This is a genomic window from Rhodoferax sp. (assembly GCF_028688795.1).
GTDB lineage: Bacteria > Pseudomonadota > Gammaproteobacteria > Burkholderiales > Burkholderiaceae_C > Rhodoferax.
Genome location: NZ_JAQTXM010000012.1, coordinates 80,239 through 102,271 on the forward strand (window position 1 = coordinate 80,239; position 22,033 = coordinate 102,271).

Here is a 22,033-nt window from a genome sequence, read left to right on the forward strand (position 1 = left end):
GAGTTGACAGGAAAAAACGCGACAGTGACATGCGAATCACGCTGGACTTATCCGTTGTATCGGCAAGTCTGTGAATTACTTGAGGGCTGCCAAGGTGCGCAGCAGGGCCAGGTTGACATCTTCCGGGTCAAAACCGTGGTGGCTGCAGCGTTCACGAGTGGTCTCCAAAAACGGGGCTTCAACGCCCATGGCCAGATCCAGGTAGGGCCAATACGGGCCGCTTTGCGACAACAGGGCCTCTTTGACCCTGCTGGGCAGGTGTATGGCGCGCAGCGCGCTGGTCATGGGCTCGCCCAGCAGCACGTCAATTTGCGACAGCAAACCACACAGGTACAGCTCTCGCTTCAAGGCCTCGCTTTCGCCCGCGTCCAGTAGCTCGGCCATCAGGCTGGCGCGCAGCACCATCGACTGGCGCACCGGTTGCAAATTCAGGTCCTGGGTGGCGTGTGCCAGCTGCTCCAGCAGCCAGGTTCTGGTGCGTGACAACCCCAGCACCAACAGGCCCTGGCGCAAGGCATCAATCTCATGGCGCAAGCCCAGCCCAGCGGAGTTGGTGTAGCGCAAAAAATGGTAGGCCAACAGCGGCTCGTCACCCAGCAAGCGCTCAAGGTCGTCCATGGAGGCCTCGACCTCAATGGCTTTGATCAGGCGGCGAATGGTTAGCTGGCTCGGCTGAACGCGTGCCTGGCGGTGGCTGTACAACACGTCGTCAACCGGCCAACCCAGCAGGGCAGCGGCAGCTTGCTCGTCCAGACAATGCTCGGCCAGCGCCCGGCTGGCGACGCCGTCATAAATTTGCCCGGCGCGTACCGGGCTGGCGGCGTGCAAGCCGGGCTGCTTGCTTGACGCGTGCAATTGGCGCGACACCCGCAGGGCCATCAGCGCGTCGTCAGTGCTCAGGTTGACGACGCCGTGGCCAAAACTCGCGGCAAACGCGGGCATGAGGGGCTGCTCAGACTCGCCGCGCCACACCAGCTGTAGCCCGCGCTGCTGGGCGCGTTGCACCCGCTGGGCAATAGCCGGGTCGTTCAGCAGGTCGGCCTGAACTTCGATTTGGGTCAGCGCAGGAGGCGTGAGGTCCAGCAAGTTGACCAAAAGCTGGGGTGAGGGTGAGCGCAGGTAAAAAGTGGGTGCTTGCGGCCCCCAAAGCTCGCTCAGTGTGGTGAGCAAGTGCCCGGCATTCAAGGTGCAGCCAGGCCGGGCGGCTAGCGTGAGCTCCACCCCGGCCAGTTGGCGTTGCGCGTTCCAGAGCAGCTGGTAGCCCAAGCTCACATCGTGTAAGACGCCGGCGGCCATGGTCTTGTCGTCTTAGCGGATGAAGTCGAACAGCGAGAGCTTTTGAATCTGGGCGTATGTCTGCATGGCGACCTGATAGCCGGTTTGTTGATTTTGGAAGTCTGAAATGCCTTTGACCATGTCAAGGTCTTCAGCGCGGGAACGGTCGGCTTCCATCTGGATGCTGCGCTTTTCCTGGTTGCCCGAGATGCGGTCGGCCCGGTTGAGCAGCTCACCAGCCTGGCCGCGCACCGCAGAGACGCGCTGCATGCCGATATCGATGTTGTGCAGGGCTTGACTGACGGCTTGGGACGCAGTGGTATTGCTGGTGGCTCCGCCGATGTCTTTGATTGCATTGTCCAGCACGCTGAACAAGCTGGCGTTGGGCACGATGTTGATGGTGTCGCCCAGCGTGGGTAGGCCGGTGAGGGTAAGACTTATGCCAGGTGCAGTTAGTGGAATGGTCGTGCTAGAACTGGGAAACGGAGGTCCGATTGTCGGTGTGCTTGTGCCCGCAGGGTTTTCCATGAGAGTATAAGTTGCCGTGCTGGTCGGTGGATTCGTTGCGGGTACTGGCAAGATGCTGATGGCGCTAATGCTGTAGGACGAGCCGTTGATCAATGTTGCATCTGTCACATTGATGGCACTCGCTTGTAGATTTGCATTGCCACCACCGAGGCTGACGTTGTACGACGCGTCCTGCGTGGAGGTGAGCATGAACGCGCTGTCACCATCCAGCGCGAACGGAATAGAGACTGCGGTACCGGCCGACTGGCCAGGCAGGCCATTGAAAGCATAGTCTGGTGCCGTGGCCTGTGGTCCCACAAAAGGCTTCAGCGCGCTGCCCAAGGCACTGAACAGTGGCAGGCCATTGGAGTCTTCGCGGTTGGCCAGCGAATAAATCTGATCTCGCAGCCCCTGCATTTCCAAGGCAATGGTCTTTCGCTCAGCACTGCTGTGAACACCGCTGCCCGCGCTGACGGTGAGTTCCCGAAAACGCTGCAGCGCATCGGTCACGTCACCCAGCACACTCTCGGCCTGGGTGATGGCGTCAACTTGGGATGCCAGTGCACGCTGGTCGGTGGCAATGCGGCTGATGCGGGTCAGCGCCCGCTCGGCAATGGCTGCGCTTGTGGGGTCGTCGCTGGCGCGCACCACACGTTTGCCGGAGGTCAGGTTTTCTTGCAGGGCTGACAGCGCCGATTGGCGCGACGTGATGTTGCGCACGGCGTTGTCGTAGGTGTTGGCAGACCCGAGTCGTGCGTTGGACAGTGTGGACATGGCGAGAGCTCCTGCGCTTGATGTTAGCGACCCATGGTCTGAATCAAGGTGTCGAAAATACCTTGTGCAATTTGAATCACCTTGGCCGAGGCCTGGTAAGCCTGCTGGTATTGCAGCAATTTGGCGGCTTCCTCGTCCAGATTGACACCTGAGACGGCGGTGCGGTCCTTTTCCAGCGTGGCGGCAATGGCGCTCGACACGCCTGCGGTGTAGCTAGCACTTTGCGAGCGGATGCCGATTTGTGCAATCAGTCCGGCGTAACCGTCGGTCAAGGAAGCGCCGTCAAACATTTTGGTATCCCGCAAATCCATCATGGTGGCTGCGTTTCCGGAGTTCAGTTTGAAGTCGATGCCGTTATTGTTGGTTGCATCCTTGATACCGACCACAGTGAAGGTATCTCCATTTTTTGGTGATCCTTGCAGAACGAGTTTCCAATTGGCAGTTTCGATGGATTGACCTGATTGGTATGTGTTAAAACCAACGCCGTTGATTGTGTATGTGTTCGGGTCACTAAATGCAATCACGACAGGTGTTGGTTGAGGCGGGGTCACTGCGTTGGTCTTTGCCTCCAGGCTCGTTAACTGCAGGCTACCTGTATTTGCTGTTCCCATCTTCCCGGCAACCGGGCTAGCCATGGCCAGTGCACGCGGGGAAGAAAACTCGGCGCTGATGCCACTGACGGAGGTGCTAAAGGGCTTGAGCAAAAGACGGTCGCCACTTGCCGCCACCGGCACCTGAGATATCGGTACCGCAGCCGTAGCATCAACCACTGAGGTGAGCGTCAAGCCGTCAAAAGTGATGAAGGTGCCGACACCAAAATCAAACGTCTTCTGCACACCATCAGAGCGGCGGGTGATCGTTCCTTGGGTGTTGTTGGTAAAGCTAATGTCGTATTCCGTTGCTTCAAATGAGGCAAATCCGCTGGGTGGCGTGGGCGCCAGGATGAAATTGCTGGCGGAAACGCCAGTATTTAAAGTGGCTGGCGCTTCTGGCTCCAACACACTGTTGCTGAAATCCATTGGGGTAAATAAATTTCCCCCCACATTGCCATTCAAATCCAGTCCGAGCGCGTGCTGGGCGTTCATGCTGGTCGTGATCGCCACAGCATAGCGCCCCAGCAGGTTGCGCGCCTCGGCCATGTCAGTGTTTTGAAAACGCAGCAGCCCGGGCACCTCGCCGCCGCCCAGGGTGGCTTCATTCAACGGAACGGTTTGGCCGTTGCGCGTCAGGGACAACTTGCTGTTTTGCACGCCAAAATCATCGGCACCCAGTTCAAGCTTGGCGGCGGTGTTGCCCAGTACCAGCGCCTGGCTGCCGCCAATGAAAATGCCCACGCTGCCGTCTGCGGCGGGGATCGACGTGGTTTGAATGTACTGATTGAGTTCGCGCACCAGCTGGTCGCGCTGGTCAAGCAGGTCATTGGGTGGCTGGCCGTTGCCCACCGCGCGGGAAATTTTTTCGTTCACCGAGGCAATGCCACTGGCCAGGCTGTTGATGGAAGTGACCTTGTTTTTTAGCTCCAACGTCAGGCTTTGTTGCAAGTCGTCCATGCTGGTTGACGTGTTGCTCATGCGCAGCGCAGTTTCACTGATGCGGGTCAGCGCCACGGTTCGAGCGGTCAGGTCGGTGGGGGCACTCGCCACGTCTGAGAACGCGTTGAGCATGTCGCTCACCGCAGCGCCCAAGCCGCTGGTGCCGCCCTGAAACAAGGTTTCAAGTTGTGTGAGTTTGTCAGCGCGTGCCGTGTCGCCTGAGCTGGTGGCCCCGGCAAGTGCCGATTGGCGGGTTAAGAATTCGCTGTAGGCGCGCTCAATGGTCGAAACCTCAACACCCTTACCAATATAGCCGGCGCCCGAGAATTGGCCTGGCACCGTTTGCATGACGGCGCTCTGGCGCGAGTAACCTGGCGTGTTGACGTTGGCAATGTTGTTGCCCGCCGTTTGTAGCGCGATCTGGTTGGCTTGCAGGGCACGCGTGCCCACGTTCAGAATGCCGCTCATATGCTTTGCGCCACAACTTGCGTGCGTGCTTGCAGGCGTTGGGTCGTCTCAATGGCGCGGCTCAGCTTGGCCGCATAGTTGGGGTCTGTGGCGTAGCCGGCTTTTTGCAGGCCACTGGCGTAGGCATAGGCTGAACTGGTTTGCTGGCTGGCTTTTTCGTAGCGCGGTGACTGGGTGATGAGCCGTGCGTAGTCGCGGAACGATTCGTCGTAAGAGTTGTAAGCGCGGAACTTGGCCACCTGCTTTTGCGCCACGCCATTGACGTATTCGGTGGTGGTGACCTCAGCCACCTTGCCCTTCCAGCCCGCGCCGGCCTTGATGCCAAACAGGTTGTAAGACGGGGCGCCGCCGCGCTGCTTGATCTCACTGCGGCCCCAGCCGGTTTCATGGCCAGCCTGGCCGACCATGTAGCTGGCCGGAATGCCGGTTTCTTTTTCGATGCGGATGGCGGCTTGTGTGTGGCGGTCCACAAAGCTGCTTTGGCTTGCCGTGGGGCTGGCTGCATTTTTGCCATAGGCGGCCAAGCTGGCGCTGCGCTGCAAGCTGCTGATGGCGGGGGCGGCGTCTTGAACTGCTCCTTTGGCGCCTGCCGCACCGGCTGCACCAGCGGCTGTGTCTGCCGGGTTTACGCCCATCTGGCGCGACAACTGCGCCGCAATCAGGTCTGATAAACCACCAGGCCGGCCAGACATTTGCACGGCATATTGCTGGTCCAGCAGGTCGGTGCCCAGGTTTTCGCCCGCGCTGTCATTCAAGCCGGACTTCATGGTGGCCTCGCGCATGCTCTTGATGAGTTCGCGCATGAACAGCGATTCAAACTGCTTGGCGGTTTCCTTGATTGCAGCCGGGCTGCTTTGTCCAGCCTGCAGTTTCAGGCTGTTCAACGAGCTGGCATCTGCCGCCAGCGAATTGGACATGGTGGTTTGACCGATGCTCATCAGATCACCTCCAGCTCAGCGTTCAAGGCCCCCGCGGCCTTGATGGCTTGCAAAATGGCCAGCAGGTCTTGCGGTGTGGCACCCAAAGAGTTCAGGGCGCGCACCACATCAGCGAGTTGTGGCGCAGCCGGCAGTTGGATCAGCATGCCGGGCTCGGCCTTGATCTGGATGTCTGACTTTTCTGTCACCTGGGTTGTGCCACCGGACAGTGCGTTGGGCTGGCTCACGCTGGGCGTGGTGTTGATGCTGATCGACAGGTTGCCGTGCGCAATGGCGCAGGGGCCTAAAGTGACAGCCTGGTTGAGCACGATAGAGCCAGTGCGGGCGTTGATGACCACTTTGGCCGCAGCCACAGAGTCTTGCAGTGGCAACTCTTCGAGCTCAGCCATGAAGGTTACCCGGGCGTCGGGCTCCATGGGGGCGTTGACCCGGATGGTGCGGCCATCCAGCGCCTGGGCCGATCCGGCGCCAAATTTGGTGTTGATGGCCTGTGCCACCTTGCGGGCGGTTTGAAAATCAGAGGCCTCCAGGCCCAGCGTCAACGTGTTGCCTTCTTGCAAAGGCGTTGGCACGATGCGCTCCACTTGCGCTCCGTTGGGAATGCGCCCAGCGCTCAGGTGGTTCACTTGCACTTTGCTGCCGGCAGCGGCAGCGCCTGCACCCGCGATGATCAGGTTGCCCTGGGCCACGGCATAAATCTCGCCGTCGGCCCCTTTGAGCGGCGTTGAAATCAGCATGCCGCCCTTGAGCGATTTGGAATTGCCCACCGACGACACATTCACGTCAATGGCTTGGCCCGGCCGGGCAAAGGCCGGCAACTGGGCGGTGACCAGCACGGCGGCCACGTTTTTCATTTGCAAGGAAGAGGCCGAGGCCGCTGGCAGTGTGATGCCTAGCTGTTGCAAATAGTTGGCGATGCCCTGCGAGGTGTAGGGCATTTGAGTGGTTTGGTCACCCGTGCCGTCCAGCCCTACCACCAAGCCAAAGCCGGTGAGCTGATTGCTGCGCACGCCTTCCACAGCCGCCACCTCCTTGATGCGGGCCGCTTGTGCGGGTGCGCTGAACAGCGCGGCCAGCAGCGCCAGCATGGAAACCAGCAGCAAGGCGGTGGCGGGCACTGCTCGGCTGGGTTTTGGTGTGATGAAAAAATTGTGCATTTGGTTTTACCCCTCGACACAATTTTGCGTAACTTTAGAACGGTAGAAAGCTGAAAAAGAACCGTGTTAACCAGCCAACTGTTTGCGCTTCAGCTTGCGCACCGCGCCCCTTGGACTCCATGCGGGCGTTCGCCACCTGGGTGGAATTGATCAAATTGCCGGGCTGGATCAGGCGTGGGTCAATGGTGCCGCTGAAGCGCATCACGTCCACATTCTGGTTCACGCCAATCTGTTTGTCGCCCGCCACCATCAGGTGGCCGTTGGGCAACACCTCGACCACGGTGGCAGTGATGGTGCCGTAGAACGTGTTGGCGCTCTCGGTGCCTCCCTTGCCGGCAAAGTCTTGCGCCGAGTTGGTGCTGACGCCCGCCTTGAGGTTGATCAGGTCTTGAGGCGACACCAGCGGAAACGCGCTGACGCTGGTCGAGCCCGTGCTGCTGCGGTTGGCAGTGGATTTGGACACCTGGCTGGCCGTGACTTTTTCAATGATCTGGATCGTGATGTTGTCACCCACGGCGCGGGCGCGCGGGTCTTCAAACGCCGGGCGGTATGAGGCTTTCTGGAACAGACTGCCTGATGCGGGAGTGTTGACGACCGGTGCGATCGCCACTGGTCGGGCTTGTGTGGTTTCCGGGAAATCCACACTGACGGTTTGCGGCAGGGAACTGCACGCCACACAAGCGGCGGATGCTATTGAATAAATAGCTGCTCGTGCATATTTAATAAGGTCTAGAGGCTTATTTTGTATAAATAATTGCATACCATGCCTCACTTGTTAAAGCTGAGCGAGCTTTTGCAGCATCTGGTCAGAGGTCTGAATGGCCTTGGAATTCATCTCATAGGCCCGCTGGGTCTGGATCATGGTCACGAGTTCTTGCACCACGTTCACGTTGGAGGTTTCCACAAAGCCCTGCATTAGAGCGCCCATGCCGTCAGAGCCGGGTGTGCCGGCCTGGGGTTGGCCAGAGGCGGCGCTCTCGGCATAAAGGTTGCCACCCAAGGGCGTCAAACCAGCCGGGTTGATGAAGCGGGCCAGCGCAATGCTGCCAATGCCTTGTGGCGCGGCTGAGCCAGGAATGGTGGCACTCACTGTGCCATCACCGGCAATGGTGACCGCGGTGGCGTTGGCTGGCACGGTGACACCGTTGGCAATGGGCAGGCCGGTGGCGGTGACCAGTGCGCCGGCCGAGTTCACCTGGAACGAACCGTCGCGGCTGTAGCTGGTGGTGCCGTCGGGCATGGTGACCTGAAAGAAGCCGTCGCCCTGAATCGCCACGTCAAGCTTGTTGCTGGTTTGCTGCAGGCTGCCTTGGGCGAATGAACGGCTGGTGGCCACGGTGCGCACACCCAGGCCCACTTGCAGGCCGGTGGGCAAGGTGGATTGCTCGGTGCTATTGGCACCCACTTGACGCAGGTTTTGGTACATCAGGTCTTCAAATACGGCGGTGGCGCGTTTGAAGCCGTTGGTCGATACGTTGGCCAAGTTGTTGGAAATCACGTCCAGCTGCATTTGCTGGGCTTCCATGCCGGTCTTTGAAATCCACAGAGAGTTGATCATGATGGTGTCCTAAAAAAATCAGCCTTGCATGCTGAGGAGCTGGGCAGCTGAGCGGTCGTCGGCTTCTGCGGTGGTCATCAGCTTGGTTTGTGTGTCGAATTGGCGCGCCGCCTGAATCATTTGCACCATGGTCTCGATGGCGTTGACGTTGGAGCCCTCGATCACACCCAGTTGCAGCCTGGCCACGTTGTCACCGGGCATGGGGTCGCCCGAGGTGGTGCGAAACAGGCCATCGGCACCACGTTTGAGCGGGTCTTCCGCCGTGGGCGTGGCCAGCTTGAGCCGGCCAAGGCCGGTGGGCGGCTGGTTGCCCACTTTGGCGGAAATCGTGCCGTCGCTGCCCAAGGTCACTTCGGCGCCGGTGGGCACGGTGATGGGCGCGCCACCGTCGCTCAGCACGGTCAGGCCGTTGTTGGTTTTAAGGGTGCCATCATTGGCTACTTCAAATGAGCCATTGCGCGTGTAGGCCTCGGTGCCGTCGAGCGCCTGCACGCCAAACCATGAGTTGCCGGTGGTCATGGCGTCCATGGCGCGCCCGGTGCGTTGCGGTGAGCCGGGAATGTCAGAAAAACCCGGCGTGGCCTCAATCGCCATCACCCGTGTGGTGCTGCCGTCACCGCGCACCGGCACGGCGCGGTAGGTGGACAACTCGGCTCGAAACCCGTTGGTGGAGACATTGGCCAGGTTGTTGGCCAGCACGGCTTGCCGGTTGGCAGACGCGTTTGCGCCAGTCATGGCGGTGTAGATCAGGCGGTCCATGGTGTCTCCTTGTCAAGCGGGCATCAAGCGCAGGGCGTTAGCGCAGGTTGACCAAGGTCGACATGATCTGGTCTTGCGTTTTGATGGTTTGCGCGTTGGCCTGGTAGGCGCGCTGCGCGGTCATCATGTTGACCAGCTCGGCAGTGAGGTCTACGTTCGACTCTTCCAGCGCACCTGAGCGCAAGTTCCCAAGCTTGCCAAGGCCGGGTGCGCCTTGCACCGGAATCCCGGACGCCTGAGTTGCGGCCCAGGCATTGCCACCGAGCGGACTCAAGCCTTGAATGTTTCGAAAGTCTGCCAAGGCAATTTGTCCGGCTGCTTGGGTTTGCCCGTTGGAGTAGCGCGCTGTAATGATGCCGTCATCACCGATGTTCAGGCCCGTGAGTTCACCGGCGGTGTAGCCGTCCTGGGACAGGCTGCTCACTGAGAAGGGAGTGCCAAATTGGGTGACGCCTTCCAGAACAATATCAAGAGGGCCCTCCAGATAACGAATGCCTGCGGCGTCGGGTGTAACGTTTGGGTTGGCCGAAACAAATGTGGTGGGCGAGGCAAGCGTGAAGCCCAGTTTTCCCGCATTGGGCCCAGCAGCGATAGTGCCCGTGAGAGTAGCGTCTGGTGTTCCCGTGTCGTTAAAGACGATGGATTTGACTTTTGTGGCCGTAGTGTCCAGCGAGTCGTAAACATCCCATGTGTTCGCGGCGTTTGTTTTGACGAAATAAAAATTGACTGACGATGCAACCCCTTGGGCGTCATAGACGTTGAGTGATGTTCCATAGGTTGATCTGGGAACTGGGGCCAAATTCAAATCACTTGTTGCTAAAGGGCCTAGTGCACGGGCATCAAGGTTGAATTCAGCGTTGATGGTGGTCGTTGCACTCGCGGGAATCGGGGCGCTCGTTGGCAATTGAAGTTTTTGAATGGAAGCACTTGTGGAGTTGCCTGCTTTGTCTGTGGGGAATCCCATCAGGTTGGCGTTGGCATTGGTTTTGATGTAACCACTACTGTCCAGTTTGAATGAGCCATCACGGGTGTAAGCCGGTGAACCATCAGCTTGGGTGAGTTGGAAAAATCCGCTGCCGTTGATGGCAACGTCAAGGTTATTCCCTGTGGTTGAGATGTTGCCCTGAGTGAAGATTTGTGCAGTGGTGGCAATTTCGACGCCAATGCCTGACCCGCCAGAGGTTGCCGAGCCAAGCGCGGAGGAAACCATGCCGCTGAATTCAGCGCGTGAGGTCTTCATACCGGTGGTGTTGGCGTTAGCAATGTTGTTGCCGATCACATCCAGATTGCGGCTGGATGCGTTGAGGCCTGAGAGTCCGGTTTGGAACGACATGATGGTTTCCTCTTAAAACGGTAAGTGAATTAAAGAATGGCTTTGACGCTGCTGTAGGCGGTGGTGCCGCGGCCTTGGAGTTGCATGGTCATGGCGCCGTTGTCTGTGCCGACTGACACCACCTTGTCGCTGCTGAGCGCTGTCGCGGCAATGTCTTTGCCACCCAGGGTGGCAGTGATCTTGAAGGTGGGGGTGCCGCCGCCCGTGTAGCCGCTGGCGTCCCAGTTGAAGTAATGGCGGCCAGCATCCAGTGCGCCGGCGTTGATGGTGTCAACGATTTGGCCGCCAGGTGACAGCACATCAATCTTGACGCTTTCGGCCCGACCACCCAAGTCAACGGCACCTACTGCTACGCCGTCAATGGGTGTCAGCGTGTTGCCTTCCATTAGCACGTTGTGACCCACCATGTTGGTGCCTTGCAGCGCCTGCATGGCGGTGAACTGCTCGGCCATGCTCTTGAGCGTGTCGTTCACCTGCTGAATGCCGGTGACGGTGTTGATCTGCGCCATCTGGCTGGTCATTTGCGCGTTGTCCATCGGGTTCATCGGGTCCTGGTTATTGAGCTGCGCCACCAGTAGTTTCAAAAACCGGTCTTGTGCGGCATCCGTGGTACTCGCACTGGTGGTCGCTGTGCTTGCCGTTGCGGCGGTGCTTGGGGTGTTTGCGATGGCGGTGATCATGGCGGTTTCCTGGTTTATTGACCCATTTGCAGCGTTTTAAGCAGCAGGGTTTTGGCGGTGTTCATCACCTCGATGTTGTTCTGGTACGAGCGTGAAGCTGAAATCATGTTGACCATTTCTTCCACCGGGTTCACGTTGGAATAGTTCACGTAGCCGTCCGCATCTGCCGACGGGTGGTTCGGGTTGTGGATGCGTTTGAAGGGCGCATCGCTCTCAGTGATGGCGTTCACCTTGACCCCGGCGGTAGCCTCGGTGCCCATGGGCACGGTTTGAAATTCCACTTGCCGGGCTTTGTAAGCCTTTCCGTCAGGGCCGGCCACAGCATCGGCGTTGGCCAGATTGCTGGCCACCACATTGAGCCGCTGCGACTGGGCGCTGATGGCGCTGCCAGAGACATTGAAAATTGAAAGCATCGACATGTCAGTTCTCCAGATGGCCAGGGCTTATTGGCCCTGGATGGCGCTCAAAATGGTCTTGGACTGACCGTTGATGAAGCGCAGGGTGGACTCGTAGTGCACCGAGTTGTCGACAAAGCTGGCGCGTTCACGGTCCAGGTCAACGCTGTTGCCATCGGCGCTGGGCTGGCTTTGCACGGTGTAGCCCAGCTCAGAGCCGCTGAGCTGGCTTTGGCTCAGGCCTGACAGCGCCATGTGCCTGGCGTTGGTGGTGCTTGGGCTGCTGCTGGCGCTGGTTTGTAGGCTGACCTTTGACAATTCGCTGCCACCCGCACCGGTCATTTGTGTGAGTGCTTCTTTGAAGTTGATGTCACGCGCCACATAACCCGGCGTGTCAGCGTTGGCAATGTTGCTGGCAATGATGCGCTGGCGCTCTGCGCGCAGCACCAACGCTTTGGCATGAATATCCAAACCGCTGGTGAATTGAGCAAACATATAACGCCTCTGCTTTCTAAAGTGGTGAGTGCCTGCAGGTGAATGTGGCACTGGCTTGGAGATTGATTATGAAAACGCTGAAGATTTTCTAAACTGCAAATAGAGGGAGAAACCGGGCGTACTTCATTTTTTATGCGGAACGAGACTGGCCTACAGTGAGGACCGTTATGGAAGGATTTGCCATGTGTCACCCCTTGATGTGTTTTGCGCGTCGCCTGTTCCCGCCAGTCTGGTTGGTGGCGGGCACGCTCGCGGGGCTGCTTGGCGTGGGTGCGCAGGCACAAGCCCAGCCGGTAGCTGAGGCGGCGGACACCGCTGCTATTTACTCAAACGCACAGCGCTGGTTGGACGATGCTCTGGCTGGCAGTGCCAGCAGTCTGCCGCTGCGCATGGAGGTTTCGGTGGGTGAGTTGGACCGGCGGCTGCGCTTGGCCCCGTGTGATCGGGTTGAGCCTTATATTCCGCCAAATGTGCGCCTGTGGGGTAAAAGCCGCCTGGGTTTGCGTTGTACCCAGGGCAGCAGCAAATGGAATGTGTTTTTACCCATCACCGTGAAAGCCTTCGGCCCGGCCTGGGTTGTCAAGGGCCTGGTGCAACAGGGTGCCGTTTTGTCTGAAGACGATGCGATGGCCGTCGAGGTGGATTGGGCCGAGTTCAACAGCCCGATCGTGGCCAACGTGTCAGACTGGGTGGGCCAAACGGCCGTTCGGATGCTGTCCACCGGCCAGGCCTTGCGCCAGGATATGGTGCGCGCCGCGCAGGTGTTTCAGGCCGGCGCGCAGGTGCGGGTGCTGGCGCGTGGCGTGGGGTTTGAGATCGCCACCAGCGGGCAGGCCGTTTCAGCCGGGGTGGTGGGGCATAGCGCCAGGGTTCGCATGGACAACGGGCGCATCATGACTGGCGAGGTACTTGACAGCCGCACGGTGGGGATGGTGCTGTGAAATTGATAGGTGTTTTTAAAATAGGATTAAAGTCTGGCCTGTTTTTGCCGAAAGTGATCCTACGAGGCTACATAAACAGTAGTTTTGGAGAACACCATGAAAATCAGCCAACCTTCAGACAAACCTGTTGCTGTCAGCAGCAACGCCGCCAACTTAGCCGCCAAAAATGGTCCGGTGGCGGGCACGCCTGCGAAAACCACGGCGGCCAAGAGCACCCAGGCCGCCGGTGTGGCTGTCACGGTGTCGCCCATGGCGCGCTCGCTCGAAGCGGGCAGCACAAGCGAAACAGCAGACATCGACACGGTCAAGGTGAATGCAGTGCGTGCGTCCATCGCGCAAGGCACGTACAAGGTCAACGCAGAAGCGATTGCCGACAAATTGTTAGCCAATGCCCAGGAAATGCTGACTCGCAGTCGCGGTTAAGTCGCTTTTCTCTGGTTTTTGAGGAAAAACCATGAACCCCCAATCTCTTGATAGCCAGTTGAGTAAATTCGAAGCTCAGCTGGCTTTGTTGTCTGCGGCCCTGATTCGCAATGATGCCAATGAACTGGTGGCCACATCGGCTGAGCTGCAGTCCATGGCGGTGATGTTTTCAAGGGTCTTGCAGCAAACCGCCGCCAGCCTGCGGCATAACCCAGCGGCTATGTTGCGGGTTAAAAAAATCCACGCCGCACTTGGGTCCATTCGCGAGGGCTTGCTGCGTCAGCGTGTGCAGGTAGACCGCAGTTTGGCGGCCTTGGTGCCTGCCAGCCAAAACAACACCTACTCGCCAAGTGCCGGCGGCTATGGTCGTCAGCCCTACGGCAGTGCGGGGCGGCAAAGCGGCGAATTCAGGGCGCTGTCAGCCTGATCAGCATCAAAAAAGCCCCGATTCGGGGCTTTTTTGTGGGCAGATGTCAGTGGCTGCGCATCTTGGCGCGCAGCCGGGCAATGGACTGGCTGTGAAGCTGGCAGATGCGTGACTCGGTCACGTCCAGCACGGCAGCAATCTCTTTGAGGTTCATGTCTTCTTCGTAATACATGCTCATGATGTACTGTTCGCGCTCTGGCAGGTTTTTGATGGCGTCCACCAGCGCCTGACGCATGCGGTGGTCGCTCAGCATATTGAGCGGGTCGGCTTCGGAGTCGCCCATGTGCCGGTCCAGAAAACTATCTTCGTCGTCCGCGTTGTGGTTCATGTCCTCAAGGTAGACCAGTTGGGTGCCTTTGACCTTGCCCAGCAAGCTTTGGTAGTCGGACAGGCTCATGCCCAGATCGGCGGCGATCTCGCTCTCCAGCGGGCTGCGTCCCAGCCGGTGTTCCAGGCGGCGCATCGACACCTCAATGTCTTTCTGGCTCTTGCGCACACCGCGTGACGCCCAATCGTTTTCACGCAGCTCGTCAAGCATGGCGCCGCGAATGCGTTGGGTGGCAAAGGTTTCAAACTGCACACCTTGGGTGGCTTCAAAGCGCGTCAGCGCTTCGGACAGGCCAATCAAGCCGACCTGGATCAAGTCGTCTACCTGCACGTTGGCGGGCAGTTTGGCCATCATGTGATGTGCCAGCTTGCGCACCAGCGGCTGGTATTGGCGAATCAGGGCATTGCGATCGAGTTGACCCTTGGCGGTATACATCAATGCGTCCTCTGTAGGGGGTGACGTTCCAGAAACACGGCGCTTTCCAGTAGTTGCAACGCCAGGCGGTTGATTTCATCGCGAGAATCACCCGCATTGGCCGTGGCCGACACCGTAAGGGGCCTGATGTCAAGGCCCAGAAAATTCTTGGCGCAGTCTTGCAGATTTTGAGCGGGGCTGGTCATGGCAGAACGTGCATTTGGAACCAGTGCAATGTTAGCAACAGTTGGGTTCAAACGCGCACCCAGCAGCAGCTGTTTAAGTGCTTGATAGGCACTTAAAGACGAGGCCTTGAGCGGGGCAACCACCAAAAGTGGCGCCAGTCCACTGCCCTGAACCAGGCCAGTCAGTGTGGCCGCGTCGGCATACAGCAGTACCACGCCGTAGTTTTGAAATGAATTGCCCACCGTGTGGGAATTGAATCCTGCCTGGGCAAGTTCGGCAAAGCCCAGAGCCGCGGGCAGTACAGACCATGCCACTGACTCATGCTCATCGTGAAAATCCCCCATGGGGTCCGCCAGCATCTGGAAGAGCCCGGGGTTTTGATCAGATTCCAGCGAATGGCCGTCCAGCACCATGACCGGCAGACCCATGTCGACCCACGTGGTGCACAGGCTCCACAACAGCGGCAGTTCGCCCTGTTGCTGGCCGTGACTGGTGACGGCAATGAGTTTTGGGGCCAGTTGCGGTGCCAGGCTTTGCAAGCCCGCCGCCTGGTTGACGCAGGGTTCAAGCATGGAACTGCCCGGTGTGCATGGGTGAGCTGTCGGCAAAGAAGAAGCCCAGATCGGTGGCCTTGGGGTCAAATGCCGACTTGGTGGGCGAGCGCATCGACATGGCGACCAGTTTTGTGGCGTCTGCACGCTCCCAGTCTTCAGGCACTTTTTGGCCCATGGTGACACCGCGCATCAGCAACTGGTGGCGTATCACAGCATCCAGCGCCGGGCCAATTTTTGCGGCTTCGTCAATTTTGGAAAGAATGGCCTGTTGCACGCCGCCTGTTTTGAAAGAGGCCACCACGTCGTCGAGCGTGTCGCCATGGCCGCCAGCGTTGAGCACCAGCAGGCGGTTGACACCAGGCAAGTCAAGCACATCAAGCATGTCGCGCTTGCGCGGGTCGCTCGGGGCAATGCCGGTGGTGTCAATGAGCACCATCTTTTTGTTGCCCAGCAAGCCCAATAAATCTTGCAGTGCAGCGCGGTCATGGGCCAGATGAGCCACCACGCCCAGCATGCGGCCATAGGCGCGCAACTGTTCATGGGCGCCCACGCGGTAGGTGTCAAGTGTGATCAACCCCACGCTGTTGGCACCGTGGGTGCGAGCGCACAGGCCAGCCAGCTTGGCGGCTGTGGTGGTCTTGCCGACGCCGGTGGCGCCCACCAGCGCGAAAGTGCCGCCTTCTTCATGGATGGCGCTGGCGCTGGCGTCGGTGCGCAGGTTGCGCGTCAGCACATCCATGACCCAGCGGATCGCATCGGGTGCGGAGATGTCTTCAGGCATACGCTCCAGAATGGTTCTGGACAGCGCAGGCGAGTAGCCCGAGCGGATCAGCTTGAGCATCAAGTTGGAGTGAATCGGGTTTTGACGCGCCTGGCCGAGCCATGTCAGGGTATTGAAGCGGTCTTCAATCAGTGTCTTCATGGCTTGCAGCTCATCCACAATGCCTTGCGACATGGCGGGTGCAGGCGCCGCGGCCTGGCTAACTGCTGGCCGGGGTGTTGGGCGAGTAGCAGCTTGTGGTGCGGGTCGAAATGCCGGTTGTGGCGTGGTTACTTTGGGTGCCTGAAACGAAGTGATCTGGATCGGGGCAGGGCGCACGTTGATGGGGGCGATGCGGGGCTGCTCGGCTCGCTCTTCCAGGCTTGGCTGGCCACTGAGCGCTTCATGACGGCGGCGCAACATGCGTTCACGCACGTAGTCCTGGAACGACAGGGTGCTCATGGCCAGCTGGGTGGTGTCGTCTACCACTTGGCTATCGGGGTCAACCCGCGGCTGGGTGAACGATTGGGCTTGTGGCTGCGCCGAAGGCTGGCGTTTGCCTTGGCGTGCCAGTTCATTTCGGTCCAGTGCTGCCAGCGTGTCTTCGCCGGTGGCCACCACTTCAATGCCGGAGTCCGTAGGGCGATTCGACAAGATCAGGGTGCCGTCGCCAAAGGTCATGCGGGCTTTGGCAAGGGCTTCGCGGGCGGTGGGGGCGGTAAAGCGTTGGATGTTCATGATGCTGCACCTTTGAGAATGGGGCCAATGCGAATGGTGTGCGACTCAGGAATTTCGCTGTGCGCGAGCACCTGCAGCCGTGGGGCAACGCGTCGCACCAGGCGTGCGACCGAGCTGCGAATCTGATCCGGCACCAACAGGCAGGCCGGAATGCCAATTTCTTCTTGTTTGAGAGCCATCTCTGCTGCTTTTTGCGTCAGGATGTCGGCCACACCTGGGTCAAGCGCCTGGCCTTGGCCCGATGTGTTGCCCAGCGCTTGCACCAGCAGGCGCTCCAGAGGCGGGTCGATGGCAATCACGTTCAGTTCATGCGTGGATCCATAAATTTGCTGCACGATGGCCGGTGACAGGGCAATGCGCACACGTTTGGCCAGCTCAGCCGGGTCGGTGACGGTGGTGGCGTGCTCGGCAATGGATTCGATGATGGTGCGGATGTCGCGAATGTGCACGGACTCTTCCAGCAGCAGTTGCAATATTTTCTGAAAGACGGCGATGGAGACCATTTTTGGAACCACTTCTTCGATCAGTTTGGGGGCCAGCTTGCTCACGTGTTCTACCAGTTGTTGGGTTTCTGTGCGGCTTAGCAACTTGGCTGCCTGCACTTGCATCAAGTGTGACAAATGCGTGGCCATCACAGTCTCTGAATCAACCACGGTAAATCCGGCCATTTGTGCGGCTTCTTTTTGGCTGGCATCGATCCAGTGCGCTGGCAAGCCAAACGCAGGGTCGGTGGTAGGGGTGCCAATCAGGGGGGTGCTGATGCCACCCGGGTTGATGGCCAGGAACATGCCCGGAAAAGCCTCGCCTTCGCCCACAATCACGCCACGCAAGGTGATGCGGTAGCCGCTGGGTTTGAGTTCGAGGTTGTCGCGCACATGCACGGGTGGCGGCAAGAAGCCGACCTCTTGCGCGAACTTGCGGCGCACCCCTTTGATGCGGGTGAGCAAATCGCCCTGGCGGTTTTTGTCCACCAGGGTGATCAGGCGGTAGCCCAGCTCCAGGCCCAGTTGGTCTACGGGTTGCAGATCGTCCCAGCTGGCTTCGCCGTCAGAGGCGGGGGCAGCGGGTGCGACGTCGGTGGTATCAGCGGGTGGCGGCTGGTGCGCCAGCACCCAGGCCATGTAACCCAGCAGCATGGCAATGCCAAGAAACACTGTGTGTGGCATACCGGGAATGACCCCCATGATGCCCATGATGGTGGCAGTGATGCCCAGCACCTTGGGCGAGATGAACATCTGCGTGACGATCTGGCTGCTCAGGTCGCTGTCTTTGCCCACCCGTGACACCACCATGGCGGCAGCCACTGAGATCAACAGGCCTGGAATTTGCGCCACCAGCGCGTCACCCACGGCCAGCAAAATGTACGCGTCGGCAGCTTGTGAGGCGGTCAGGCCGTGCTGCACCATGCCGACGATGAAGCCGCCAAAGATGTTGATCAGCAAAATCAAGATGCCGGCCACAGCGTCGCCGCGCACAAACTTGGATGCACCGTCCATCGAGCCAAAAAAGTCTGCTTCTTCCGACACTTCAGAGCGGCGTCGTTTGGCTTCTTTTTCATCGATCAGGCCAGCATTCAGATCGGCATCCACGGCCATTTGTTTACCCGGCATGGCATCCAGGGCAAAACGGGCCGACACCTCGGCAATGCGCTCGGCACCTTTGGTGATCACCACGAAGTTAATCACCACCAAAATCGCGAACACGATCAAGCCCACGGCAAAATTACCGCCAATCAAAAAGTGGCCAAAGGCCTCGATCACCGCACCCGCAGCGCCCGGGCCGGTGTGGCCTTCAAGCAGCACAACCCGGGTGGACGCCACGTTCAAAGACAGGCGCATCAAGGTGGTGAGCAGCAGCACGGCAGGGAACGCTGCGAAGTCCAGTGGCTTGAGCATGTAGGCCGCCACCATCATCACCATCAGCGCCACGGCGATGTTGAACGTGAAAAACGTGTCGAGCAGCCATGGCGGCATCGGCAGCACCATCATCGACAAAATGGCCACCACCAGCATTGGGGCGGCAGCACCTTTCATCATGGCAGAGTTGCTGCCAAACCAGTTCTTGAAGGCGCTTAAAGACGAGTTCATGGCGTGTCAGTGGTGGCAACCACTTTGGATAAGGGGTCAAGCTCAGGCGGCACAAAGGGCAGGGGTGGCTCACCCGGCATCGGGCCATCACCACGCATGGCGGCTTTCAGCCGGTAAATATAGGCCAGCACCTGCGCCACCGCTGTGTACAGGCTGGTCGGAATATCCTGGTCAATTTCTGCGTTGGCATACAAGGCCCGCGCCAGCATGGGTGACTCCAACACGGGAATGTTGTGCGCTTTGGCGATGTCGCGAATCTTGAATGCCAACAGGTCGGCACCCTTGGAGATCACTCGGGGGGCAGCCATGCTGCTGTCGTCATACTGAATGGCCACGGCAAAGTGGGTTGGGTTCATCAGCACAAAGTCGGCTTTGGGTACCGCGCTGATGCTGCCACCCTGGGCAATGTCGCGCTGGCGCTGGCGTTGGCGGCCCTTCATTTGCGGGTTGCCGTCAGATTCCTTGTGTTCCTGCTTCATTTCCTGTTGTGACATCTTCATGCGTGACCCATGCAGAAACTTTTGCAAAGGTATGTCCACCATCGCCACCAACAGCACCACCAGCAGCATCAAACCCATGCCTCGGGTCAACCAGTCTGAGAGGTAGCCAATCGATTTGGCGGAAGGCTGTAACACCAGGGAACCCAGGGTGTCCAGGCCGGAAGACAAGTAAGTGAACCCGACTGCCAGCAAGGTGAAGGCAATAAAGCTCATCTTGAGCACTTCGGTGGCCTTGTCTTTGGTGAACATCCGGCCAAAACCGCTCAAGGGGTTGACACGGCTGAAATCCGGCGTGATGGGCTTCAGGCTGGTGACCCAGCCACCCACGGCCAATGTGCTGCCCACAGCAATCAGGCTGATGATGAGCCCAAACACGGCAGAGGCCGCCAGACCCACGGCCACCATGGCACCCAAGCGGTGCATCATGATCGTGGGGTCTTTCATGGTTTGTGCATCAAACAGCATTTGCAGACTAAATGCATTTTTGAGATGGTCAAACATCATCGGGGCCAGAGCAATCAGGCAAACGGCGCCACCGCCCAGCACCGCCAAATGCGACAACTCACGCGAACGCGCTACCTGACCGTCATCACGGGCTTTTTGCAGCTTCCTCTCGGAGGCTGGTAGGTTGCGGTCTTGGCTACTTGAATCCATGGTGGGGAGATGGTGTTGTTCTCCCCATTGTCATAACGCGGCCCTGAAACTAAAGGGCAATAAGCAGGTGTTTCACCCGCTTGTTTGGCGTTGCCTCAGAAGCCCAGGCTGGCGAGCAGGTCGTCCACCTCAGACTGGCCTTTGACGACATCGGGGTTGCCTTCAGGGTTGACCACTGGCCCTTGCAAAATAGGCTCAGTGATTTCCTTGACAGACTCAACAACAGGCGCTTTGACCGGCGCATCTGCGGGCGCGGTCAGAATCAACAATTGAAGCAACTGACTCTCAATACTGGCAGCCAGATTGACCACTTTTGAGATCACCTGCCCGGTCAGGTCATGAAAGTCTTGCGCCATCATGATATCGGTCAGGTTCTTGTCGATTTGCTTGGTGGCTTCTTCCACGTCTGTAATGAAATTCATCACATGGCCCTTGGCCACAGCAGCCACCGGGTCTTTGACAATCAAGGCACCAATGCGGCGCGTCTCTGCGGCAATGTGGTCGTGGTGAGCTTTCGCCTGATCCACGTTGTTCAAAACCTTCTCTGCTGCCTCACCGGTGAGTCGTGCAATGTAGGTCAGGCGGCTCTTGGCATCAGGAATTTCACCGGCCCAGCTCTTAACTTGTTCAGTCAGGCCTAAACCATTCAGGGAGTCGTGCAGCTGGCGTGTTAGCGCGCCCAGGCGTTGGTGCACGTCTTGCGGCACGTCTGTGGCAGGGCTTGGGCTGGCGGCGGCGGCGTTCATTTGAGCCCCAGTTTGGTCAGGATCAAGTTCACCTTGTCTTCCAGGGTGGCTTTGGTAAACGGCTTGACGATGTAGCCCGCAGCGCCGCTTTGGGCCGCCAGCACAATGTCTTCCTTGCGTGCTTCGGCGGTCACCATCAGCACCGGAATGTGCTTGAGCTTTTCGTCGGCTTTCATTTCCTTGAGCAACTCAAAGCCATTTTTGTTGGGCATGTTGATGTCGCTCACCACGAAATCAAAATTACCGTTGCGCAGCTTGTGCAGGGCAACCACGCCGTCCTCAGCCTCGTCGGCCTCGGTAAAGCCGCTTTCTTTAAGAAGATTGCGCACGATGCGGCGCATGGTCGAGAAATCGTCCACGACTAAAAACTTGAGCTCATTTGCCATGGAAGAACCTCTTAGAAGCACAATTAACGACGGTCATACTTATGTACCTGATCTTGAAGACAATGATCTTACTGTGAAGCCGCCGGCTTTAAGTCAGCCGGTGCGGTGTTGGGTTCGGTGATGACTTCTTCGCGGCGTGGGCCCAGCAAACGCTCTTCTGCCTCGCGGGTCATCACAGTGATGCTGATTCTACGGTTTGCTGGGCTGCGCGGATTGTCCTCATCAAGCAATACGCTGGACGCCAGCCCCATCACACGCGCAATTTTGTCGTCAGGCATGCCTCCCGCAATCAGTTCACGGCGTGAGGCGTTGGCCCGGTCAGCGGATAATTCCCAGTTGCTGTAGCCACGTGCCCCTGCGCCGTAGGGCGTTTGGTCGGTGTGACCATCCATGCTGATTTTGTTGTCAATGTCGACCAGGGCCGCGCCAATCTCTTGCAAAATATCGCGCATATAGGGCTTGACGGTGGTACCACCACTGTCAAACATGGGCCTCTTCTGGTCGTCCACAATTTGAATTTGCAGGCCATCGGGTGTCATGGTCAGCTTGATTTGCTTGCTGAACTCTGCCAGTTTCGGCGTGCTGGAAATGATGGCGCTGATTTTGGCACTGAGCTCAGCCAGCTTTTGCGCATCTTGCCTGGCGCGTGCTGCTTTGGCCTGGTCGCCAGCTTGTTTTTTGCTTTTGGAGTCTGTGCTGTCTGTGCGCTTTGACTGGCCGGCGCTTTGCGTTAAATCGGTACCACCGCCGCTGATAATGCTGGCGCTGGCGCCCGCGCCGCTGCCGCCTTGCATGGCGACTTTTAAGGGTGATTGAAAATAATCCGACAAACCCTTTTTGTCACCCTCAGATGTGCTGCCCAACAGCCACATGAGCAAAAAGAACGCCATCATGGCGGTCACAAAGTCGGCGTAGGCAATCTTCCAGGCGCCACCATGCGCGGCGTGGCCGCCTTTTTTGACCCGCTTGATGATGATGGGTTGTAGTTTTTTGGCTTCGGTGGCCATGGTGCAGTGCC

The 22,033-nt window shown here is 58.7% G+C and carries 23 protein-coding genes; 3 read left to right on the plus strand and 20 right to left on the minus strand.

Annotated elements, in window-relative coordinates; all coding sequences use genetic code 11:
* Positions 1-75: 75 nt before the first annotated feature.
* The 12 genes from PHQ58_RS10850 to flgB form a co-directional block, all read right to left on the minus strand.
* Entirely contained in the window at positions 76-1,296 is a 1,221-nt protein-coding gene (locus PHQ58_RS10850) for an HDOD domain-containing protein (protein WP_300110988.1), read from the minus strand.
* A 12-nt stretch (positions 1,297-1,308) separates the two neighbouring features.
* Positions 1,309-2,556 carry a flagellar hook-associated protein FlgL gene (gene flgL / locus PHQ58_RS10855; protein WP_300110990.1) on the minus strand — a complete coding sequence of 416 codons (1,248 nt, stop codon included), beginning with the start codon at positions 2,554-2,556 and terminating at the stop codon, positions 1,309-1,311.
* 23 nt (positions 2,557-2,579) lie between these two features.
* Positions 2,580-4,556 (minus strand): flagellar hook-associated protein FlgK, encoded by a 1,977-nt coding sequence (gene flgK / locus PHQ58_RS10860; protein ID WP_300110991.1) that lies wholly within the window; start codon positions 4,554-4,556, stop codon positions 2,580-2,582.
* The gene (flgJ, locus tag PHQ58_RS10865; RefSeq protein WP_300110992.1) at positions 4,553-5,494 is read right to left on the minus strand and encodes a flagellar assembly peptidoglycan hydrolase FlgJ; all 942 of its coding nucleotides are present in this window, start codon (positions 5,492-5,494) and stop codon (positions 4,553-4,555) included. The genes flgK and flgJ overlap by 4 nt, the downstream gene beginning before the upstream one ends.
* Positions 5,494-6,582 (minus strand): flagellar basal body P-ring protein FlgI, encoded by a 1,089-nt coding sequence (locus PHQ58_RS10870; RefSeq protein WP_300111062.1) that lies wholly within the window; start codon positions 6,580-6,582, stop codon positions 5,494-5,496. The genes flgJ and PHQ58_RS10870 overlap by 1 nt, the downstream gene beginning before the upstream one ends.
* Positions 6,583-6,685: 103 nt before the next feature.
* Positions 6,686-7,411 carry a flagellar basal body L-ring protein FlgH gene (locus PHQ58_RS10875; RefSeq protein WP_300110993.1) on the minus strand — a complete coding sequence of 242 codons (726 nt, stop codon included), beginning with the start codon at positions 7,409-7,411 and terminating at the stop codon, positions 6,686-6,688.
* A 15-nt stretch (positions 7,412-7,426) separates the two neighbouring features.
* Positions 7,427-8,209, minus strand: a complete 783-nt coding sequence (gene flgG, locus PHQ58_RS10880; RefSeq protein WP_300110994.1) for a flagellar basal-body rod protein FlgG — start codon at positions 8,207-8,209, stop codon at positions 7,427-7,429.
* An 18-nt stretch (positions 8,210-8,227) separates the two neighbouring features.
* On the minus strand, positions 8,228-8,968 hold the full coding sequence (locus tag PHQ58_RS10885) for a flagellar basal body rod protein FlgF (protein WP_300110995.1): 741 nt from the start codon (positions 8,966-8,968) through the stop codon (positions 8,228-8,230).
* Between the two features lie 37 nt (positions 8,969-9,005).
* The gene (gene flgE, locus PHQ58_RS10890; RefSeq protein WP_300110996.1) at positions 9,006-10,301 is read right to left on the minus strand and encodes a flagellar hook protein FlgE; all 1,296 of its coding nucleotides are present in this window, start codon (positions 10,299-10,301) and stop codon (positions 9,006-9,008) included.
* A 29-nt stretch (positions 10,302-10,330) separates the two neighbouring features.
* Positions 10,331-10,981 (minus strand): flagellar hook capping FlgD N-terminal domain-containing protein, encoded by a 651-nt coding sequence (locus PHQ58_RS10895; RefSeq protein WP_300110998.1) that lies wholly within the window; start codon positions 10,979-10,981, stop codon positions 10,331-10,333.
* 14 nt (positions 10,982-10,995) lie between these two features.
* On the minus strand, positions 10,996-11,400 hold the full coding sequence (gene flgC, locus PHQ58_RS10900; RefSeq protein ID WP_300111000.1) for a flagellar basal body rod protein FlgC: 405 nt from the start codon (positions 11,398-11,400) through the stop codon (positions 10,996-10,998).
* Positions 11,401-11,424: 24 nt separating this feature from the next.
* Complete coding sequence (gene flgB / locus PHQ58_RS10905; RefSeq protein ID WP_300111002.1) at positions 11,425-11,871, minus strand: flagellar basal body rod protein FlgB; 447 nt, start codon at positions 11,869-11,871, stop codon at positions 11,425-11,427.
* Between the two features lie 182 nt (positions 11,872-12,053).
* Between flgB and flgA the strand changes: the two genes are divergently transcribed.
* The 3 genes from flgA to PHQ58_RS10920 all read left to right on the plus strand — a co-directional run bounded on the left by flgA (position 12,054) and on the right by PHQ58_RS10920 (position 13,662).
* Positions 12,054-12,812: a flagellar basal body P-ring formation chaperone FlgA gene (gene flgA, locus PHQ58_RS10910; RefSeq protein ID WP_300111004.1), complete on the plus strand. Its 759-nt coding sequence runs from the start codon at positions 12,054-12,056 to the stop codon at positions 12,810-12,812.
* A gap of 96 nt (positions 12,813-12,908) precedes the next feature.
* Positions 12,909-13,235, plus strand: a complete 327-nt coding sequence (gene flgM, locus PHQ58_RS10915) for a flagellar biosynthesis anti-sigma factor FlgM (RefSeq protein ID WP_300111006.1) — start codon at positions 12,909-12,911, stop codon at positions 13,233-13,235.
* Between the two features lie 31 nt (positions 13,236-13,266).
* On the plus strand, positions 13,267-13,662 hold the full coding sequence (locus PHQ58_RS10920) for a hypothetical protein (RefSeq protein ID WP_300111007.1): 396 nt from the start codon (positions 13,267-13,269) through the stop codon (positions 13,660-13,662).
* Between the two features lie 46 nt (positions 13,663-13,708).
* On the opposite strand, the gene PHQ58_RS10925 is transcribed toward PHQ58_RS10920, so the two are convergent.
* From PHQ58_RS10925 to motB, 8 genes are all read right to left on the minus strand, one after another.
* Positions 13,709-14,425, minus strand: coding sequence for an RNA polymerase sigma factor FliA (locus PHQ58_RS10925; RefSeq protein ID WP_300111009.1), 717 nt, complete (start codon positions 14,423-14,425; stop codon positions 13,709-13,711).
* A complete protein-coding gene (locus tag PHQ58_RS10930) occupies positions 14,425-15,162 on the minus strand; it encodes a hypothetical protein (RefSeq protein ID WP_300111011.1) in 738 nt (245 codons plus the stop codon). Before PHQ58_RS10930 ends, PHQ58_RS10925 begins: the two co-directional genes overlap by 1 nt.
* Entirely contained in the window at positions 15,155-16,642 is a 1,488-nt protein-coding gene (gene flhF, locus PHQ58_RS10935) for a flagellar biosynthesis protein FlhF (protein ID WP_300111012.1), read from the minus strand. Before flhF ends, PHQ58_RS10930 begins: the two co-directional genes overlap by 8 nt.
* The gene (flhA, locus tag PHQ58_RS10940) at positions 16,639-18,729 is read right to left on the minus strand and encodes a flagellar biosynthesis protein FlhA (RefSeq protein WP_300111014.1); all 2,091 of its coding nucleotides are present in this window, start codon (positions 18,727-18,729) and stop codon (positions 16,639-16,641) included. The genes flhF and flhA overlap by 4 nt, the downstream gene beginning before the upstream one ends.
* Positions 18,726-19,883: an EscU/YscU/HrcU family type III secretion system export apparatus switch protein gene (locus tag PHQ58_RS10945; protein ID WP_300111016.1), complete on the minus strand. Its 1,158-nt coding sequence runs from the start codon at positions 19,881-19,883 to the stop codon at positions 18,726-18,728. The genes flhA and PHQ58_RS10945 overlap by 4 nt, the downstream gene beginning before the upstream one ends.
* Positions 19,884-19,978: 95 nt before the next feature.
* A complete protein-coding gene (locus PHQ58_RS10950; protein ID WP_300111018.1) occupies positions 19,979-20,629 on the minus strand; it encodes a protein phosphatase CheZ in 651 nt (216 codons plus the stop codon).
* Positions 20,626-21,015, minus strand: coding sequence for a chemotaxis response regulator CheY (cheY, locus tag PHQ58_RS10955; RefSeq protein WP_300111019.1), 390 nt, complete (start codon positions 21,013-21,015; stop codon positions 20,626-20,628). The genes PHQ58_RS10950 and cheY overlap by 4 nt, the downstream gene beginning before the upstream one ends.
* A 68-nt stretch (positions 21,016-21,083) precedes the next feature.
* A complete protein-coding gene (gene motB, locus PHQ58_RS10960; RefSeq protein ID WP_300111021.1) occupies positions 21,084-22,022 on the minus strand; it encodes a flagellar motor protein MotB in 939 nt (312 codons plus the stop codon).
* Positions 22,023-22,033 lie beyond the last annotated feature (11 nt).

What these genes read in the sequence shown, in the direction of transcription:
- PHQ58_RS10850 (WP_300110988.1), bottom strand. Translation starts at nt 1,296, where the DNA reads ATGGCCGCCGGCGTCTTACACGATGTGAGCTTGGGCTACCAGCTGCTC.
- flgL (WP_300110990.1), bottom strand. Translation starts at nt 2,556, where the DNA reads ATGTCCACACTGTCCAACGCACGACTCGGGTCTGCCAACACCTACGAC.
- flgK (WP_300110991.1), bottom strand. Translation starts at nt 4,556, where the DNA reads ATGAGCGGCATTCTGAACGTGGGCACGCGTGCCCTGCAAGCCAACCAG.
- flgJ (WP_300110992.1), bottom strand. Translation starts at nt 5,494, where the DNA reads ATGAGCATCGGTCAAACCACCATGTCCAATTCGCTGGCGGCAGATGCC.
- PHQ58_RS10870 (WP_300111062.1), bottom strand. Translation starts at nt 6,582, where the DNA reads ATGCTGGCGCTGCTGGCCGCGCTGTTCAGCGCACCCGCACAAGCGGCC.
- PHQ58_RS10875 (WP_300110993.1), bottom strand. Translation starts at nt 7,411, where the DNA reads ATGCAATTATTTATACAAAATAAGCCTCTAGACCTTATTAAATATGCA.
- flgG (WP_300110994.1), bottom strand. Translation starts at nt 8,209, where the DNA reads ATGATCAACTCTCTGTGGATTTCAAAGACCGGCATGGAAGCCCAGCAA.
- PHQ58_RS10885 (WP_300110995.1), bottom strand. Translation starts at nt 8,968, where the DNA reads ATGGACCGCCTGATCTACACCGCCATGACTGGCGCAAACGCGTCTGCC.
- flgE (WP_300110996.1), bottom strand. Translation starts at nt 10,301, where the DNA reads ATGTCGTTCCAAACCGGACTCTCAGGCCTCAACGCATCCAGCCGCAAT.
- PHQ58_RS10895 (WP_300110998.1), bottom strand. Translation starts at nt 10,981, where the DNA reads ATGATCACCGCCATCGCAAACACCCCAAGCACCGCCGCAACGGCAAGC.
- flgC (WP_300111000.1), bottom strand. Translation starts at nt 11,400, where the DNA reads ATGTCGATGCTTTCAATTTTCAATGTCTCTGGCAGCGCCATCAGCGCC.
- flgB (WP_300111002.1), bottom strand. Translation starts at nt 11,871, where the DNA reads ATGTTTGCTCAATTCACCAGCGGTTTGGATATTCATGCCAAAGCGTTG.
- flgA (WP_300111004.1), top strand. Translation starts at nt 12,054, where the DNA reads ATGTGTCACCCCTTGATGTGTTTTGCGCGTCGCCTGTTCCCGCCAGTC.
- flgM (WP_300111006.1), top strand. Translation starts at nt 12,909, where the DNA reads ATGAAAATCAGCCAACCTTCAGACAAACCTGTTGCTGTCAGCAGCAAC.
- PHQ58_RS10920 (WP_300111007.1), top strand. Translation starts at nt 13,267, where the DNA reads ATGAACCCCCAATCTCTTGATAGCCAGTTGAGTAAATTCGAAGCTCAG.
- PHQ58_RS10925 (WP_300111009.1), bottom strand. Translation starts at nt 14,425, where the DNA reads ATGTATACCGCCAAGGGTCAACTCGATCGCAATGCCCTGATTCGCCAA.
- PHQ58_RS10930 (WP_300111011.1), bottom strand. Translation starts at nt 15,162, where the DNA reads ATGCTTGAACCCTGCGTCAACCAGGCGGCGGGCTTGCAAAGCCTGGCA.
- flhF (WP_300111012.1), bottom strand. Translation starts at nt 16,642, where the DNA reads ATGAACATCCAACGCTTTACCGCCCCCACCGCCCGCGAAGCCCTTGCC.
- flhA (WP_300111014.1), bottom strand. Translation starts at nt 18,729, where the DNA reads ATGAACTCGTCTTTAAGCGCCTTCAAGAACTGGTTTGGCAGCAACTCT.
- PHQ58_RS10945 (WP_300111016.1), bottom strand. Translation starts at nt 19,883, where the DNA reads ATGGATTCAAGTAGCCAAGACCGCAACCTACCAGCCTCCGAGAGGAAG.
- PHQ58_RS10950 (WP_300111018.1), bottom strand. Translation starts at nt 20,629, where the DNA reads ATGAACGCCGCCGCCGCCAGCCCAAGCCCTGCCACAGACGTGCCGCAA.
- cheY (WP_300111019.1), bottom strand. Translation starts at nt 21,015, where the DNA reads ATGGCAAATGAGCTCAAGTTTTTAGTCGTGGACGATTTCTCGACCATG.
- motB (WP_300111021.1), bottom strand. Translation starts at nt 22,022, where the DNA reads ATGGCCACCGAAGCCAAAAAACTACAACCCATCATCATCAAGCGGGTC.